Origin of the sequence: Pseudomonas sp. BR20 (assembly GCF_050780135.1) — a bacterium.
Classification (GTDB): Bacteria; Pseudomonadota; Gammaproteobacteria; order Pseudomonadales; family Pseudomonadaceae; genus Aquipseudomonas.
This window is the reverse complement of sequence record NZ_CP172012.1, coordinates 6,141,101-6,157,043: the sequence shown is the minus strand read 5'-3', so window position 1 is coordinate 6,157,043 and position 15,943 is coordinate 6,141,101. Positions and strand designations below refer to the sequence as shown.

Below are 15,943 nucleotides of genomic sequence, written 5' to 3'. Positions count from 1 at the left end.
TGCCTCATTGTGAGGCGATACTTGCATGCTGACGTTGTTAAAACTTCTAAAAGATGGTCGATTCCATTCCGGAGAGGCACTTGGCGCTGCCCTGGGCGTTAGCCGCAGTGCTGTCTGGAAGCAACTCCAGCATCTTGAGGCTGAATTGAATCTACCTGTCCATAAGGTTCGGGGGAGGGGGTATCAATTAGCTTCGCCACTGGTTTTCTTGAGTTCCGAGCAGATTGCACTGCATGCGTCTTCCCTGGCATGGCCTATCCATATCTACGACTCCGTTGACTCGACAAATGCCGAGGCTCTGCGCCTTGTTGAGGTTGAGTGTACGACGCCGTACATGGTGCTTGCGGAGCAGCAAACGGCTGGAAGGGGGCGGCGTGGTCGAAAGTGGGTCAGTCCATTCGCTCAGAATGTGTATTACAGCCTCTTATTGCGTATTGAGGATGGTCCGCGACAGCTGGAAGGCCTGAGCCTTGTGGTTGGCTTGGCGGTCATGCAGGCGCTGCGTGAGTCTGGGGTCCACGGGGCGGCCTTGAAGTGGCCAAATGACGTCTTGGTGGGGCAGAAGAAGATTGCCGGGATCTTGCTGGAGCTCGTAGGGGATCCCGCGGATATCTGCCACGTTGTCCTCGGCATCGGTATTAACGTGAATATGCAGAAGGCTGATGAGGTTGATCAGCAATGGACATCAGTGCAGTTGGAGACGGGGTCTCCTGCTGATCGCAACTCTTTGGTGGCGTGCCTGTGCTTGCAGTTGCAAAGCTACTTGGGTCGGCACAGGGCACTAGGTTTTGCGTCACTTCAGGATGAGTGGGAGAAAGGTCACGCCTGGCAGGGAAAGGCGGTATCACTCATCGCTGGGGCCAACCGTGTCGATGGGGTGGTGCTGGGTATCGACGGTCAGGGTGCATTGCGTTTAAGTGTCGGTGGTGTTGAGAAAATATACAGTGGTGGTGAGTTAAGCCTGAGGTTGCGTGATGATTCTTGAGCTCGACTGTGGGAATAGCTTTATCAAGTGGCGTGTACTTGATTCGGATCGGGCGATCGCATCTGCAGAGGGTGTCGCTAGTTCGGATGTTGCATTGATTGAAAGTCTGTCAGTGCTACCTGGTGTGTCATTGACGCGTTGCCGGTTGGTGAGTGTTCGTGCTCTGGACGAAACAAACAATCTGGTTGAGGCGCTGGTGGCGGCTTTTGGTGTTGCTGTTTCCTGCGCTGTTTCTGCGCGAGAAATGGCCGGGGTGCGCAACGGCTACGAAGATTTCGAGCGTCTCGGCCTTGATCGCTGGTTGGCAATGCTGGGCGGTTTCAAGTTGGCGTCGGGGGCATGCCTGGTGCTCGATTTTGGTACGGCTGCGACTGCAGATTTTATCGCTGGAGACGGTGAGCATTTAGGTGGTTTCATCTGTCCTGGTATGCCTCTCATGCGTAATCAGTTGCGTACACATACACGCAAGATACGTTACGACGATGCTGCTGCCGAAAGAGCCTTGGGGTGCCTGTCACCAGGGCGTACGACCGTAGAGGCTGTAGAGCGTGGCTGTACGTTGATGCTCAGAGGGTTTGTACTGACGCAGCTTGAGCTGGCCCGAAGTTATTGGGGTGATAACTTTACTGTATTCCTGACAGGTGGCGATGCTGATTTGGTGAGGGATGCCGTGCCTCAGGCTCGACTCGTGCCTGATTTGATTTTCGTAGGTCTGGCGATGGCGTGCCCTTTATCTTGAGGTGTTTATGCGTTGGCTGTTTTTGCTTTTAGTGGTCCTCAACGCCTTCTACTACATATGGCATCAGCAAGAAGCGCCGTTGCGCGCTAAAGATGTTACCCCTTTGAGTCTCTATCGGAATACTCAGCAGGATATTCGTCTGCTGAGTGAGTCCTCCGATGCTGTGGTCCGCAGGGATCGAGCTAAGGCATCTGATGCGCAAAGTACTTGCCTGTACATTGGTGGCTTTGCCGACCAGCGACAGGCGCAATTCGTTGAGCAGCGTCTCACTAGCCTGGATATAAAGGTTAAGGTTCAGTTGCTGAGCACTCCTGATGCGCAGGGTTACTGGCTCCGGGTTGCCCCAGAAAGCCGACGTCTGGCTGACGATCTGCCCTTTGAAAACCTTGCTAAGGAATTCAATGAGTTAAAACATAAAATAATGCTGTGCGAAGGCATTGCAACTCTCGAATAGTTTGCATAGAATGGCGCCCGCTTCGCAGTGAAGACCTTTAAAGTGTACGGTGCGAAGCTAAGGTCAATGCAGCTAACCTCATATTTTTAATGAGAAAATGCTTGACAGAAGGCTGGCATGATGTAGAATGCCGGCTCGCTTAGGAGGGGTTCCCGAGCGGCCAAAGGGATCAGACTGTAAATCTGACGTCTACGACTTCGAAGGTTCGAATCCTTCCCCCTCCACCATTTTAGCGTGAGCTGCAAGCTCCGCGGGTATAGTTTAGTGGTAGAACCTCAGCCTTCCAAGCTGATGATGCGGGTTCGATTCCCGCTACCCGCTCCAAGTTTGCAGGTTGTGCATAGTGTTTCGCTCTTGTAGCTCAGTTGGTAGAGCACACCCTTGGTAAGGGTGAGGTCAGCGGTTCAAATCCGCTCAAGAGCTCCATATAACAAGGCAGATATGAAAATATCTGCCTTTGTTTTAACGGCTGACTCGGCTTGATGGTGTTTCAGATCGCTTGTGGTTGAGTGATTTCAAGTCTCTGGGGGTTGGCTGTTGTAAAGTCTTTTTCAGGTCTGCATAATGGTCGGCCTGATTTTGTTTTAGGTCAGTAGCTCAATTGGCAGAGCGACGGTCTCCAAAACCGTAGGTTGGGGGTTCGATTCCCTCCTGACCTGCCAGATTCACGTGGTGTATCTGGCTTTCTTTTCACAGGATCTTCATAGATGACTCCTAAGGCTGAAGCTCAAAGCTCTCGTTTCGATCTGGTCAAGTGGCTCGCTGTAGTCGCTTTGGTGGTCGTAGGCGTTGTTGGCAATCAGTACTACTCTGCTTCGCCGATCCTGTACCGGGTGCTCGTTTTGCTGGCCCTTGCTGCTGTAGCTGCCTTTGTAGGCCTGCAGACTGCCAAAGGCAAGTCTTTCGCGGTCCTGGTGAAGGAAGCTCGCACCGAAATTCGTAAAGTCGTTTGGCCGACTCGCCAAGAAACCACGCAGACCACATTGATTGTCGTGGCTGTTGTTCTGGTTATGGCGTTGCTGTTGTGGGGGCTCGATTCCCTGCTCGGCTGGCTTGTTTCCTTGATTGTTGGCTAAGGGTGTCCCGTGGCTAAGCGTTGGTACGTTGTGCATGCTTACTCGGGTTACGAGAAGCATGTTATGCGCTCTTTGCTGGAGCGCGTAAAGCTGGCAGGCATGGAAGATGGCTTCGGCGAAATTCTGGTTCCCACTGAAGAAGTGGTTGAAATGCGGAATGGTCAGAAGCGCAAGAGTGAACGCAAGTTCTTCCCTGGCTATGTGCTGGTGCAGATGGACATGAACGAAGGTACTTGGCACTTGGTCAAGGATACTCCTCGTGTTATGGGTTTTATCGGTGGTACTGCTGATAAGCCTGCTCCGATCACTGACAAAGAGGCAGAAGCAATTCTGCGCCGCGTCGCCGACGGTAGCGACAAGCCTAAGCCGAAGACGTTGTTTGAGCCGGGTGAGGTTGTTCGTGTCACTGATGGTCCGTTTGCTGATTTCAACGGTACCGTCGAAGAGGTTAACTACGAAAAGAGCCGGATCCAGGTCGCGGTGCTCATTTTCGGTCGCTCTACTCCGGTGGAGTTGGAATTCAGCCAGGTCGAGAAGGTCTAGCTGAGTAAGCATCCCAACCCCGCAGCCTTAGGCTGTGGGGTTTTGTCGTCACTGGGATAAACGCGCAAGTAACCGGGGAGCCTTTCGAGGCGTTTGAACCCGTAATTGGAGTGCCTCATGGCCAAGAAGATTACCGCTTACATCAAGCTGCAAGTGAAGGCCGCTCAGGCCAATCCAAGCCCACCTGTTGGTCCAGCTCTGGGTCAGCACGGCGTGAACATTATGGAGTTCTGCAAGGCCTTCAACGCCCGTACTCAGGGTCTTGAGCCAGGTCTGCCGACTCCAGTGATCATCACTGTATACAGCGACCGTAGCTTCACTTTCGAAACCAAGTCGACCCCGGCTTCGGTTTTGCTGAAGAAAGCTGCTGGTCTGACTAGCGGTTCCGCTCGTCCTAACACCGTTAAGGTTGGCACCGTAACTCGTGCTCAGCTGGAAGAAATCGCGAAAACCAAAAACGCGGATCTGACTGCAGCTGATATGGATGCAGCCGTGCGTACCATCGCCGGTTCTGCTCGTAGCATGGGCCTTAACGTGGAGGGTGTGTAATGGCTAAGCTGACCAAGCGCCAAAAGGCTATCGCCGGCAAAATCGAAGCGGGCAAGTCCTACAGCTTTGTAGACGCTGCTGCTCTGCTGACCGAGCTGTCGACTGTCAAGTTCAGCGAGTCCGTTGACGTTGCTGTAAACCTGGGTGTTGACCCACGTAAATCTGACCAGGTCGTTCGTAGCGCTACTGTGCTGCCACACGGTACTGGTAAGACTGTTCGTGTAGCTGTCTTCACTCAAGGCCCGGCAGCTGAAGCTGCTCTGGCCGCCGGCGCCGACCGCGTTGGTATGGACGACCTGGCTGCCGAAATGAAAGGCGGCGACCTGAACTACGACGTAGTTATTGCTTCCCCGGATGCAATGCGTGTTGTAGGTCAATTGGGTCAGATCCTGGGCCCGCGTGGCCTGATGCCTAACCCTAAAGTCGGCACCGTAACACCAGACGTAGCTACCGCGGTTAAAAACGCCAAGGCTGGTCAGGTTCGTTATCGCACCGACAAAAATGGCATCATTCACACCTCCGTTGGCAAAGTCGGCTTCGACGCCGTCAAGCTGAAGGAAAACGTTGAAGCCCTGATCGCTGATCTGAAGCGTATCAAGCCAGCTTCCTCGAAAGGTATCTACGTCAAGCGCGTTACCCTGAGCACCACTATGGGCCCAGGTCTGGTCATCGACCAAGGCTCGCTGGACGTATAAGACACAGATTGGCGCAAGCAATTGCGCCAATTGGAAAAATTGGGGTCCCTGCCTGGCGGGGGCTATCCAAGACCGTAGGCGGCGCAAGTCTTAAACCACAAGCCTACGCAGATGGTGCTCCCGGTTCCTTACCGAATCAGACACCAAAACGACATCCGGCCTCGGCCAGATGAAACGGTAACAAGCAGGAGTTAAACCCGTGGCAATTAATCTCGAAGACAAGAAGGCCATCGTCGCTGAAGTCAACGAGGCTGCCAAAGCTGCTCTGTCCGCTGTCGTGGCTGATGCCCGTGGTGTGACAGTAGGCGCTATGACCGGACTCCGTAAAGAGGCTCGTGAAGCTGGCGTGTACGTACGTGTTGTACGTAACACCCTGCTCAAGCGCGCTGTTGCTGACACTGAATACAGTGTCCTCAACGACGTGTTCACTGGCCCGACTCTGATTGCTTTCTCCAAGGATCATCCAGGCGCTGCTGCCCGTTTGTTCAAAGAGTTCGCTAAGAGTCAGGATAAGTTCGAGATCAAGGCAGCTGCGTTCGAGGGCAAGTTCCTCGCAGCTAACCAAATCGACGTACTGGCAACACTGCCGACCCGTAACGAAGCCATTTCGCAGCTGATGAGCGTGATTCAAGGCGCTACCAGCAAGCTGGCTCGTACTCTGGCTGCAGTTCGCGAGCAAAAAGAAGCTGCCGCAGCCTAAGGCTGAGCAACTTCTCTCGCGTATTTTTGTTTATTTCGATGGCCGCGTAGGCCGTCCCCCAATTCAGGAAATACAGCAATGTCTATCTCCCAAGACGATATCCTCAACGCCGTAGCTGAAATGTCGGTTCTGCAGGTTGTTGAGCTGATCAAAGCTTTCGAAGAAAAATTCGGCGTTTCCGCTGCCGCTGCTTCCGCTGGCCCAGCTGCTGCTGCTGCCGTTGTTGAAGAGCAAACCGAATTCAACGTCATGCTGCTGGAAGCTGGCGAGAAGAAAGTTAACGTGATCAAGGCAGTACGTGAACTGACCGGTCTGGGCCTGAAAGAAGCCAAGGCTGTAGTTGACGGCGCTCCTGCTATGGTTCTGGAAGCAGTGACCAAAGATGCAGGCGACAAAGCCAAAGCAACTCTGGAAGAAGCAGGCGCTAAAGTCGAGCTGAAGTAAGCATCGACCTTGCGTCTCCAGCCCAAGCGTTAAGCTGAAGGCTGATGGCTGGTGGCTCTTGCCACCGGCCTTTTTCCGTTCTTGGCTGTCGACTCGGTCGCCGCCATTAACGCGCTGTAGCCACCCGATGCGGTGGTGCAAACCATGGGGTTTGCAAGATTTTCTGGCTGCTCCCGTCGGGAGGGCCAAACAAGCAGGTGACCAAGCTGGGGAACGCTGATGGCTTACTCATATACTGAGAAAAAACGTATCCGCAAGGACTTTAGCAAGTTGCCGGACGTCATGGATGTCCCGTACCTTCTGGCTATCCAGCTGGATTCGTATCGTGAATTCTTGCAGGCGGGAGCGACCAAAGATCAGTTCCGCGACGTGGGCCTGCATGCGGCCTTCAAATCCGTTTTCCCGATCATCAGCTACTCCGGCAATGCTGCGCTGGAGTACGTCGGTTATCGCCTGGGCGAACCGGCATTTGATGTCAAAGAATGCGTGTTGCGCGGTGTTACGTACGCCGTACCTTTGCGGGTAAAAGTCCGTCTGATCATTTTCGACAAAGAGTCGTCGAACAAAGCGATCAAGGACATCAAAGAGCAAGAAGTCTACATGGGCGAAATCCCATTGATGACTGAGAACGGTACCTTCGTTATCAACGGTACCGAGCGTGTTATCGTTTCCCAGCTGCACCGTTCTCCGGGCGTGTTCTTCGACCACGACCGCGGTAAGACGCACAGCTCCGGCAAGCTCCTGTACTCCGCGCGGATCATTCCGTACCGCGGTTCGTGGTTGGACTTTGAGTTCGATCCGAAAGACTGCGTGTTCGTGCGTATCGACCGTCGTCGTAAGCTGCCGGCCTCGGTATTGCTGCGCGCGCTTGGCTACACCACTGAGCAAGTCCTGGATGCGTTCTACACCACCAACGTATTCAGCCTGAAGGATGAAACCCTCAGCCTGGAACTGATTGCATCTCGCCTGCGTGGTGAAATTGCCGTCTTGGACATCCAGGATGAAAAGGGCAAGGTCATTGTTGAGGCGGGTCGTCGTATTACTGCGCGCCACATCAACCAGATCGAAAAAGCAGGTATCAAGTCGCTGGACGTGCCTTTGGACTACGTCCTGGGTCGCACGACCGCCAAGGTCATTGTTCACCCGGCTACAGGCGAAATCCTGGCTGAGTGCAACACCGAGCTGAACACCGAGATCCTGGCGAAAATCGCCAAGGCTCAAGTTGTTCGTATCGAGACCCTGTACACCAACGATATCGACTGTGGTCCATTCGTCTCCGACACACTGAAGATCGACTCCACCAGCAACCAATTGGAAGCGCTGGTAGAAATCTATCGCATGATGCGTCCTGGCGAGCCACCAACCAAAGACGCTGCAGAAACCCTGTTCAACAACCTGTTCTTCAGCCCTGAGCGCTACGACCTGTCTGCGGTCGGCCGGATGAAGTTCAACCGTCGTATCGGTCGCACCGAGATCGAAGGTTCGGGCGTGCTGTGCAAGGAAGACATCGTTGCGGTCCTGAAGACTCTGGTCGACATCCGTAACGGCAAAGGCATCGTCGATGACATCGACCACCTGGGTAACCGTCGTGTTCGCTGCGTAGGCGAGATGGCCGAGAACCAGTTCCGCGTTGGCCTGGTGCGTGTTGAGCGTGCGGTCAAAGAGCGTCTGTCGATGGCTGAAAGCGAAGGCCTGATGCCGCAGGACCTAATCAACGCCAAGCCAGTGGCTGCAGCGGTGAAAGAGTTCTTCGGTTCCAGCCAGCTCTCGCAGTTCATGGACCAGAACAACCCGCTCTCAGAGATCACCCACAAGCGCCGTGTTTCCGCACTGGGCCCGGGCGGTCTGACCCGTGAGCGTGCTGGCTTTGAAGTGCGTGACGTACACCCGACGCACTACGGTCGTGTATGCCCGATCGAAACGCCGGAAGGCCCGAACATCGGTCTGATCAACTCCCTGGCCGCCTATGCGCGCACCAACCAGTACGGCTTCCTCGAGAGCCCGTACCGTGTGGTGAAAGACGCTCTGGTCACCGATGAGATCGTGTTCCTGTCCGCCATCGAAGAAGCTGATCACGTGATCGCTCAGGCTTCGGCCACGATGAACGACAAGAAAGTCCTGATCGACGAGCTGGTAGCTGTTCGTCACCTGAACGAGTTCACCGTCAAGGCGCCGGAAGACGTCACCTTGATGGACGTGTCGCCGAAGCAGGTAGTTTCGGTTGCTGCGTCGCTGATCCCGTTCCTGGAACACGATGACGCCAACCGTGCGTTGATGGGTTCCAACATGCAGCGTCAGGCTGTACCGACCCTGCGTGCTGACAAGCCGCTGGTAGGTACCGGCATGGAGCGTAACGTAGCTCGTGACTCCGGCGTTTGCGTCGTGGCTCGTCGTGGCGGCGTGATCGACTCCGTTGATGCCAGCCGTATCGTGGTTCGTGTTGCTGATGATGAAGTTGAAACGGGTGAAGCCGGTGTCGACATCTACAACCTGACCAAATACACCCGCTCGAACCAGAATACTTGCATCAACCAGCGTCCGCTGGTGCGTAAGGGTGATCGCGTTCAGCGCAGCGACATCATGGCTGACGGTCCGTCCACCGATATGGGTGAACTGGCTTTGGGTCAGAACATGCGCATCGCGTTCATGGCATGGAACGGCTTCAACTTCGAAGACTCCATCTGCCTGTCCGAGCGTGTGGTTCAAGAAGATCGCTTCACCACGATCCACATTCAGGAACTGACCTGTGTGGCACGTGACACCAAGCTTGGGCCAGAGGAAATCACTGCAGACATCCCGAACGTGGGTGAAGCTGCACTGAACAAGCTGGACGAAGCCGGTATCGTTTATGTAGGTGCTGAAGTTGGTGCAGGCGACATTCTGGTTGGTAAGGTCACTCCGAAAGGCGAGACCCAACTGACTCCAGAAGAGAAGCTGTTGCGTGCCATCTTCGGTGAAAAAGCCAGCGACGTTAAAGATACTTCCCTGCGTGTACCTACCGGTACCAAGGGTACTGTCATCGACGTACAGGTCTTCACCCGTGACGGCGTAGAGCGTGATGCTCGTGCACTGTCCATCGAGAAGACCCAGCTCGACGAGATCCGCAAGGACCTGAACGAAGAGTTCCGTATCGTTGAAGGCGCGACCTTCGAACGTCTGCGCTCCGCTCTGGTAGGCCACAAGGCTGAAGGCGGCGCAGGCCTGAAGAAAGGTCAGGACATCACCGATGAAGTCCTCGATGGTCTTGAACATGGTCAGTGGTTCAAGCTGCGCATGGCTGAAGATGCTCTGAACGAGCAACTTGAGAAGGCCCAGGCCTACATCGTTGATCGCCGCCGTCTGCTGGACGACAAGTTCGAAGACAAGAAGCGCAAACTGCAGCAGGGCGATGACCTTGCTCCAGGCGTGCTGAAAATCGTCAAGGTTTACCTGGCAATCCGTCGTCGCATCCAACCGGGCGACAAGATGGCCGGTCGTCACGGTAACAAAGGTGTGGTCTCCGTGATCATGCCGGTTGAAGACATGCCGCACGATGCCAATGGCACCCCGGTCGACGTCGTCCTCAACCCGTTGGGCGTACCTTCGCGTATGAACGTTGGTCAGATCCTTGAAACCCACCTGGGCCTCGCGGCTAAAGGTCTGGGCGAGAAGATCAATCGTATGATCGAAGAGCAGCGCAAGGTTGCTGACCTGCGCAAGTTCCTGCACGAGATCTACAACGAGATCGGCGGTCGTAAGGAAGAGCTGGATACCTTCTCCGACCAGGAAATCCTGGATCTGGCGAAGAACCTGCGCGGCGGCGTTCCAATGGCTACCCCGGTGTTCGACGGTGCCAAGGAAAGCGAAATCAAGGCCATGCTGAAACTGGCAGACCTGCCAGAAAGCGGCCAGATGCAGCTGTTCGATGGCCGTACCGGTAACAAGTTCGAGCGCCCGGTTACTGTTGGCTACATGTACATGCTGAAGCTGAACCACTTGGTAGACGACAAGATGCACGCTCGTTCTACCGGTTCGTACAGCCTGGTTACCCAGCAGCCGCTGGGTGGTAAGGCTCAGTTCGGTGGTCAGCGTTTCGGGGAGATGGAGGTCTGGGCACTGGAAGCATACGGTGCTGCTTACACTCTGCAAGAAATGCTCACAGTGAAGTCGGACGATGTGAACGGTCGGACCAAGATGTACAAAAATATCGTGGACGGCGATCACCGTATGGAGCCGGGCATGCCCGAGTCCTTCAACGTGTTGATCAAAGAAATTCGTTCCCTCGGCATCGATATCGATCTGGAAACCGAATAACACGTGACGCGAATCGAGAGCGGGGCCGTTTGGCCCGCTCTCTGCTCCGCCAGGAGGAAAGGCCTTGAAAGACCTACTGAATTTGCTGAAAAACCAGGGTCAAGTCGAAGAGTTCGACGCCATCCGTATTGGATTGGCATCGCCTGAGATGATCCGTTCGTGGTCGTTCGGTGAAGTTAAAAAGCCGGAAACCATCAACTACCGTACGTTCAAACCTGAACGTGACGGCCTGTTCTGCGCCAAAATTTTTGGCCCGGTAAAGGATTACGAGTGCCTGTGCGGTAAGTACAAGCGCTTGAAGCACCGTGGTGTGATCTGCGAGAAGTGTGGCGTTGAAGTTGCACTCGCCAAGGTTCGTCGTGAGCGCATGGCGCACATCGAGCTGGCTTCGCCGGTTGCCCACATCTGGTTCCTGAAATCGTTGCCGTCCCGTATCGGCTTGCTGATGGACATGACCCTGCGTGATATCGAGCGCGTTCTCTACTTCGAGAGCTATGTCGTTATCGATCCAGGCATGACCACCCTTGAAAAGGGGCAGCTGCTGAATGACGAGCAGTATTTCGAAGCGCTGGAAGAGTTCGGTGATGATTTCGATGCCCGCATGGGTGCCGAAGCTGTCCGCGAACTGCTGCACGCTATCGACCTGGAACACGAGATTGGCCGTCTGCGCGAAGAAATTCCGCAAACCAACTCCGAAACCAAGATCAAGAAGCTGTCCAAGCGTCTGAAGTTGATGGAAGCCTTCCAGGGTTCCGGCAACCTGCCAGAGTGGATGGTGCTGACCGTTCTGCCGGTTCTGCCGCCAGATCTGCGTCCGCTGGTACCGTTGGATGGTGGTCGTTTCGCGACTTCCGACCTCAACGACCTGTACCGCCGTGTGATCAACCGTAACAATCGCTTGAAGCGCCTGCTCGATCTGTCCGCTCCGGACATCATCGTGCGCAACGAAAAGCGTATGTTGCAGGAAGCTGTCGATGCCTTGCTCGACAACGGTCGTCGTGGCCGCGCTATCACCGGTTCCAACAAGCGTCCTCTGAAATCCTTGGCTGACATGATCAAGGGTAAGCAAGGTCGTTTCCGTCAGAACTTGCTCGGTAAGCGTGTTGACTACTCTGGTCGTTCGGTAATTACCGTAGGCCCGACCCTGCGTCTGCACCAGTGCGGTCTGCCTAAGAAGATGGCACTTGAGTTGTTCAAGCCATTCATCTTCGGCAAGCTGGAAATGCGCGGTCTCGCGACCACCATCAAAGCGGCCAAGAAAATGGTCGAGCGCGAGCTGCCAGAGGTTTGGGACGTTCTCGCTGAAGTGATTCGCGAACACCCGGTTCTCCTCAACCGTGCACCGACCCTTCACCGTCTGGGTATCCAGGCGTTTGAACCGGTACTGATCGAAGGTAAGGCTATCCAGCTGCACCCTCTGGTCTGTGCTGCGTACAACGCCGACTTCGACGGCGACCAAATGGCCGTGCACGTACCGCTGACACTGGAAGCCCAGTTGGAAGCGCGTGCGTTGATGATGTCGACCAACAACATTCTGTCGCCAGCCAACGGTGAGCCAATCATCGTTCCGTCGCAGGACGTTGTATTGGGTCTGTACTACATGACCCGTGAGGCGATCAACGCCAAAGGCGAAGGTCGTGTGTTCGCTGACCTGCAGGAAGTTGACCGTGTGTTCCGTGCCGGCGAAGCCGCACTGCACGCCAAGGTCAAGGTGCGCATCAACGAAACGGTCAACGACCGTGACGGCGGCAGCGTGAGCGGCACTCGTATTGTAGACACCACCGTTGGCCGTGCGCTGTTGTACCAGGTTGTGCCAAAAGGCCTGTCGTACGACGTCGTCAACCTGCCGATGAAGAAAAAGGCGATCTCCAAGCTGATCAACCAATGCTATCGCGTGGTTGGTCTGAAAGAGACCGTGATCTTCGCTGACCAATTGATGTACACCGGTTTTGCCTATTCGACTATTTCCGGCGTTTCCATTGGCGTTAACGACTTCGTTATCCCTGATGAAAAAGCCCGCATCATCAGTGCTGCTACTGATGAAGTGAAAGAGATCGAAAGCCAGTACGCCTCGGGCCTGGTAACACAGGGCGAGAAGTACAACAAAGTGATCGACCTTTGGTCCAAGGCCAACGACGAAGTATCCAAGGCAATGATGGCCAACCTCTCGAAAGAGAAAGTCATCGACCGTCATGGCGTCGAAGTCGACCAGGAGTCTTTCAACTCGATGTACATGATGGCCGACTCGGGCGCCCGGGGTTCTGCTGCGCAGATCCGTCAGCTCGCCGGTATGCGTGGCCTGATGGCCAAGCCGGACGGTTCCATCATTGAAACGCCGATTACTGCGAACTTCCGTGAAGGGTTGAGCGTACTCCAGTACTTCATCTCCACTCACGGTGCTCGTAAAGGTCTGGCGGATACCGCGTTGAAAACCGCTAACTCCGGTTACCTGACTCGTCGTCTGGTAGACGTTGCGCAAGATCTGGTTGTAACCGAGATCGATTGCGGCACCGAGCACGGCTTGCTGATGACTCCGCACATTGAAGGCGGTGACGTTGTAGAGCCACTGGGTGAGCGCGTATTGGGTCGTGTTATTGCCCGTGACGTATTCAAGCCAGGTACCGAGGAAATTATCGTTCCTGCCGGCACACTGGTTGATGAGAAGTGGGTCGAGTTCATCGAGCTCAACAGCATCGACGAAGTGATCGTTCGCTCGCCGATCAGCTGCGAAACCCGCTACGGCATTTGCGCCAAGTGCTACGGCCGTGACTTGGCTCGTGGTCACCAGGTGAACATCGGTGAAGCGGTCGGCGTTATTGCTGCCCAGTCCATCGGTGAGCCGGGTACCCAGCTGACCATGCGTACGTTCCACATTGGTGGTGCGGCAAGCCGGACCTCCGCAGCCGACAGCGTTCAGGTGAAGAATGGCGGTACTGTCCGCCTGCACAACCTGAAGCACGTTGAGCGAGTGGATGGTCACCTGGTGGCTGTGTCCCGTTCCGGTGAGCTGGCAATCGCTGATGACTACGGTCGTGAGCGTGAGCGCTACAAGCTGCCGTACGGTGCTGTGATTTCGGTTAAAGAGGGTGACAAGGTCGACGCTGGCGCAATCGTGGCCAAGTGGGATCCGCACACTCACCCAATCGTTACCGAAATGAAAGGTACCGTGACCTACGTGGGCATGGAAGAAGGCATCACGATCAAGCGTCAGACTGACGAATTGACCGGTATGACCAACATTGAAGTACTCGACGCGAAAGATCGTCCAGCTGCCGGTAAAGACATCCGTCCTGCCGTGAAGATGGTCGATGACAACGGCAAGGATCTGTTGCTGCCAGGCACTGACGTAATTGCTCAGTACTTCCTGCCAGCCAACGCATTGGTCGGTGTAGCGGATGGTGCGAAGATCGCGATCGGTGATGTTATCGCGCGTATCCCGCAAGAAACTTCGAAGACCCGTGACATCACCGGTGGTTTGCCGCGTGTTGCCGACTTGTTCGAAGCTCGTCGTCCGAAAGAAGCGTCGATTCTGGCAGAAGTCAGCGGCACCATCGCGTTCGGTAAAGAAACCAAGGGCAAGCGCCGTCTGGTCATTACCCCGAACGACGGTACCGATCCGTACGAAGAGCTGATTCCAAAGTGGCGTCACCTGAACGTGTTCGAAGGCGAACAGGTAAACCGCGGCGAAGTTATCTCCGACGGCCCGAGCGATCCACACGATATCCTGCGTCTGCTGGGTGTGAGTGCGCTGGCCAAGTACATCGTTAACGAGATCCAGGACGTTTACCGCCTGCAAGGCGTGAAGATCAACGATAAGCACATCGAGACCATCCTGCGTCAGATGCTGCGTAAAGTTGAGATCGCTGAATCCGGCGATTCCAGTTTCATCAAGGGCGACCAGATGGAACTGACTCACGTGCTGGTGGAAAACGAGCGTCTGGCTGGCGACGAGAAATTCGTTTCCAAGTTCACTCGCGTATTGCTGGGTATTACCAAGGCGTCGTTGTCCACTGAGTCGTTCATCTCGGCGGCCTCCTTCCAGGAGACCACTCGCGTACTGACCGAAGCAGCGGTAACCGGCAAGCGCGATTACCTGCGCGGCCTGAAAGAGAACGTGGTCGTGGGTCGTCTGATCCCGGCTGGTACCGGTTTGGCTTACCACAGCGAGCGTAAGCGTCGCCGTGATGCTGACAAGCCGTTGCGCGTAAGCGCCAGTGAAGTGGAAGCTGCACTGACCGAAGCGCTGAACTCAAGCGGTAACTGAGTTCTGCGATAAATAAGTCTGGGCCCTGGCAGCCCCATTCGTCGGATCAAGGCAATTTTGCCTGGGTTCGACGAGAGGGGAGGTCGGGGCCTTGCCTTGACTGGGGGCAAGATCCTCTTTAGACTCTTGTACCCCTAAATTTGGCGGGAATTCGTTCCTGCCATTTTGCTTTTCTTGCAAGACAATAGCGTCGCAAGACAACAGTGGAGCTAGTAGATGGCAACTATCAACCAGCTGGTACGTCAGCCGCGTAAGCGTATCGTCGAGAAATCCGACGTGCCTGCGCTGCAGAACTGCCCGCAACGTCGTGGCGTATGCACTCGTGTGTATACCACCACGCCGAAAAAACCTAACTCGGCACTGCGTAAAGTATGCCGTGTGCGCCTGACCAACGGTTTCGAGGTTTCCTCGTACATCGGCGGTGAAGGCCACAACCTGCAAGAGCACAGCGTGGTACTGATCCGCGGCGGTCGTGTAAAAGACTTGCCAGGTGTTCGTTATCACACCGTACGCGGCTCCTTGGATACTTCCGGCGTTAAAGGTCGTAACCAGGGTCGTTCGAAGTACGGTACCAAGAAGCCTAAGTAGTAGCGGCTTTTTGTAAAACTGAATCATCTTATTTTCTGAGTCGATAAGAGTAAGGTCGGAGGCGTCCCGAAAGGGCACCGATTCCGAGCGAACCTGAAGACCGTTTGAGGGCTTATCCATGCCAAGAAGACGCGTAGCAGCCAAGCGCGAAGTGCTTGACGATCCAAAATACGGAAGCCAAATTCTGGCCAAGTTCATGAACCACGTGATGGAAAGCGGCAAGAAAGCCGTTGCCGAGCGTATCGTTTATGGCGCGCTGGAAAAGGTTAAAGAACGCAAGAACAGCGACCCCCTGGAAATCTTCGAGAAAGCTCTCGACGCCATCGCTCCGCTGGTCGAAGTGAAGTCGCGCCGTGTAGGCGGTGCTACTTACCAGGTTCCGGTCGAAGTTCGTCCGTCCCGTCGTAACGCTCTGGCAATGCGCTGGTTGGTAGACTTCGCCCGTAAGCGCGGCGAGAAGTCTATGGCTCTGCGTTTGGCCGGCGAACTGTTGGACGCTGCTGAAGGTAAAGGTGCTGCTGTTAAGAAGCGTGAAGACGTGCACCGTATGGCTGAAGCTAACAAAGCTTTCTCGCACTACCGCTTCTAATCTTAGCTTCACTAATTTTGCGAG

The 15,943-nt window shown here is 55.0% G+C and carries 13 protein-coding genes and 4 tRNA genes; all 17 read left to right on the top strand.

Translation table 11 applies throughout. The annotated features are described in order from the left end of the window. Positions 1-25: 25 nt before the first annotated feature. Positions 26-985: a bifunctional biotin--[acetyl-CoA-carboxylase] ligase/biotin operon repressor BirA gene (birA, locus tag ACHPFG_RS28445; protein ID WP_431701054.1), complete on the top strand. Its 960-nt coding sequence runs from the start codon at positions 26-28 to the stop codon at positions 983-985. Beyond that, positions 975-1,724, top strand: a complete 750-nt coding sequence (locus tag ACHPFG_RS28440; RefSeq protein ID WP_431701053.1) for a pantothenate kinase — start codon at positions 975-977, stop codon at positions 1,722-1,724. Before birA ends, ACHPFG_RS28440 begins: the two co-directional genes overlap by 11 nt. A gap of 7 nt (positions 1,725-1,731) precedes the next feature. Continuing rightward, entirely contained in the window at positions 1,732-2,178 is a 447-nt protein-coding gene (locus ACHPFG_RS28435) for a hypothetical protein (protein ID WP_431701052.1), read from the top strand. A 142-nt stretch (positions 2,179-2,320) separates the two neighbouring features. After that, positions 2,321-2,405, top strand: a tRNA-Tyr gene (locus ACHPFG_RS28430). A gap of 23 nt (positions 2,406-2,428) precedes the next feature. After that, positions 2,429-2,502: transfer RNA gene (locus ACHPFG_RS28425), tRNA-Gly, on the top strand. A gap of 26 nt (positions 2,503-2,528) precedes the next feature. After that, positions 2,529-2,604, top strand: a tRNA-Thr gene (locus ACHPFG_RS28420). 160 nt (positions 2,605-2,764) lie between these two features. Further along, positions 2,765-2,840: transfer RNA gene (locus tag ACHPFG_RS28415), tRNA-Trp, on the top strand. Between the two features lie 45 nt (positions 2,841-2,885). Next, positions 2,886-3,254, top strand: coding sequence for a preprotein translocase subunit SecE (gene secE, locus ACHPFG_RS28410; protein ID WP_027605162.1), 369 nt, complete (start codon positions 2,886-2,888; stop codon positions 3,252-3,254). Between the two features lie 9 nt (positions 3,255-3,263). Next, positions 3,264-3,797, top strand: coding sequence for a transcription termination/antitermination protein NusG (gene nusG / locus ACHPFG_RS28405; RefSeq protein WP_003176436.1), 534 nt, complete (start codon positions 3,264-3,266; stop codon positions 3,795-3,797). A 117-nt stretch (positions 3,798-3,914) separates the two neighbouring features. After that, positions 3,915-4,346: a 50S ribosomal protein L11 gene (gene rplK / locus ACHPFG_RS28400; RefSeq protein ID WP_003176435.1), complete on the top strand. Its 432-nt coding sequence runs from the start codon at positions 3,915-3,917 to the stop codon at positions 4,344-4,346. Beyond that, positions 4,346-5,041 (top strand): 50S ribosomal protein L1, encoded by a 696-nt coding sequence (rplA, locus tag ACHPFG_RS28395; RefSeq protein WP_028618134.1) that lies wholly within the window; start codon positions 4,346-4,348, stop codon positions 5,039-5,041. Before rplK ends, rplA begins: the two co-directional genes overlap by 1 nt. Positions 5,042-5,240: 199 nt before the next feature. Next, entirely contained in the window at positions 5,241-5,741 is a 501-nt protein-coding gene (rplJ, locus tag ACHPFG_RS28390; RefSeq protein WP_003176433.1) for a 50S ribosomal protein L10, read from the top strand. Positions 5,742-5,819: 78 nt separating this feature from the next. Beyond that, positions 5,820-6,185, top strand: coding sequence for a 50S ribosomal protein L7/L12 (rplL, locus tag ACHPFG_RS28385; protein ID WP_053138313.1), 366 nt, complete (start codon positions 5,820-5,822; stop codon positions 6,183-6,185). 219 nt (positions 6,186-6,404) lie between these two features. Next, entirely contained in the window at positions 6,405-10,478 is a 4,074-nt protein-coding gene (gene rpoB, locus ACHPFG_RS28380; RefSeq protein WP_024077680.1) for a DNA-directed RNA polymerase subunit beta, read from the top strand. 64 nt (positions 10,479-10,542) lie between these two features. Beyond that, positions 10,543-14,742 (top strand): DNA-directed RNA polymerase subunit beta', encoded by a 4,200-nt coding sequence (gene rpoC, locus ACHPFG_RS28375; RefSeq protein WP_053138307.1) that lies wholly within the window; start codon positions 10,543-10,545, stop codon positions 14,740-14,742. A 216-nt stretch (positions 14,743-14,958) separates the two neighbouring features. Further along, complete coding sequence (gene rpsL, locus ACHPFG_RS28370; protein WP_002555494.1) at positions 14,959-15,330, top strand: 30S ribosomal protein S12; 372 nt, start codon at positions 14,959-14,961, stop codon at positions 15,328-15,330. A 118-nt stretch (positions 15,331-15,448) separates the two neighbouring features. After that, entirely contained in the window at positions 15,449-15,919 is a 471-nt protein-coding gene (rpsG, locus tag ACHPFG_RS28365) for a 30S ribosomal protein S7 (RefSeq protein WP_002555493.1), read from the top strand. The last annotated feature ends 24 nt before the right edge of the window (positions 15,920-15,943 follow it).

What these genes read in the sequence shown, in the direction of transcription:
- birA (WP_431701054.1), top strand. Translation starts at nt 26, where the DNA reads ATGCTGACGTTGTTAAAACTTCTAAAAGATGGTCGATTCCATTCCGGA.
- ACHPFG_RS28440 (WP_431701053.1), top strand. Translation starts at nt 975, where the DNA reads ATGATTCTTGAGCTCGACTGTGGGAATAGCTTTATCAAGTGGCGTGTA.
- ACHPFG_RS28435 (WP_431701052.1), top strand. Translation starts at nt 1,732, where the DNA reads ATGCGTTGGCTGTTTTTGCTTTTAGTGGTCCTCAACGCCTTCTACTAC.
- secE (WP_027605162.1), top strand. Translation starts at nt 2,886, where the DNA reads ATGACTCCTAAGGCTGAAGCTCAAAGCTCTCGTTTCGATCTGGTCAAG.
- rplK (WP_003176435.1), top strand. Translation starts at nt 3,915, where the DNA reads ATGGCCAAGAAGATTACCGCTTACATCAAGCTGCAAGTGAAGGCCGCT.
- rplA (WP_028618134.1), top strand. Translation starts at nt 4,346, where the DNA reads ATGGCTAAGCTGACCAAGCGCCAAAAGGCTATCGCCGGCAAAATCGAA.
- rplL (WP_053138313.1), top strand. Translation starts at nt 5,820, where the DNA reads ATGTCTATCTCCCAAGACGATATCCTCAACGCCGTAGCTGAAATGTCG.
- rpoB (WP_024077680.1), top strand. Translation starts at nt 6,405, where the DNA reads ATGGCTTACTCATATACTGAGAAAAAACGTATCCGCAAGGACTTTAGC.
- rpsL (WP_002555494.1), top strand. Translation starts at nt 14,959, where the DNA reads ATGGCAACTATCAACCAGCTGGTACGTCAGCCGCGTAAGCGTATCGTC.
- rpsG (WP_002555493.1), top strand. Translation starts at nt 15,449, where the DNA reads ATGCCAAGAAGACGCGTAGCAGCCAAGCGCGAAGTGCTTGACGATCCA.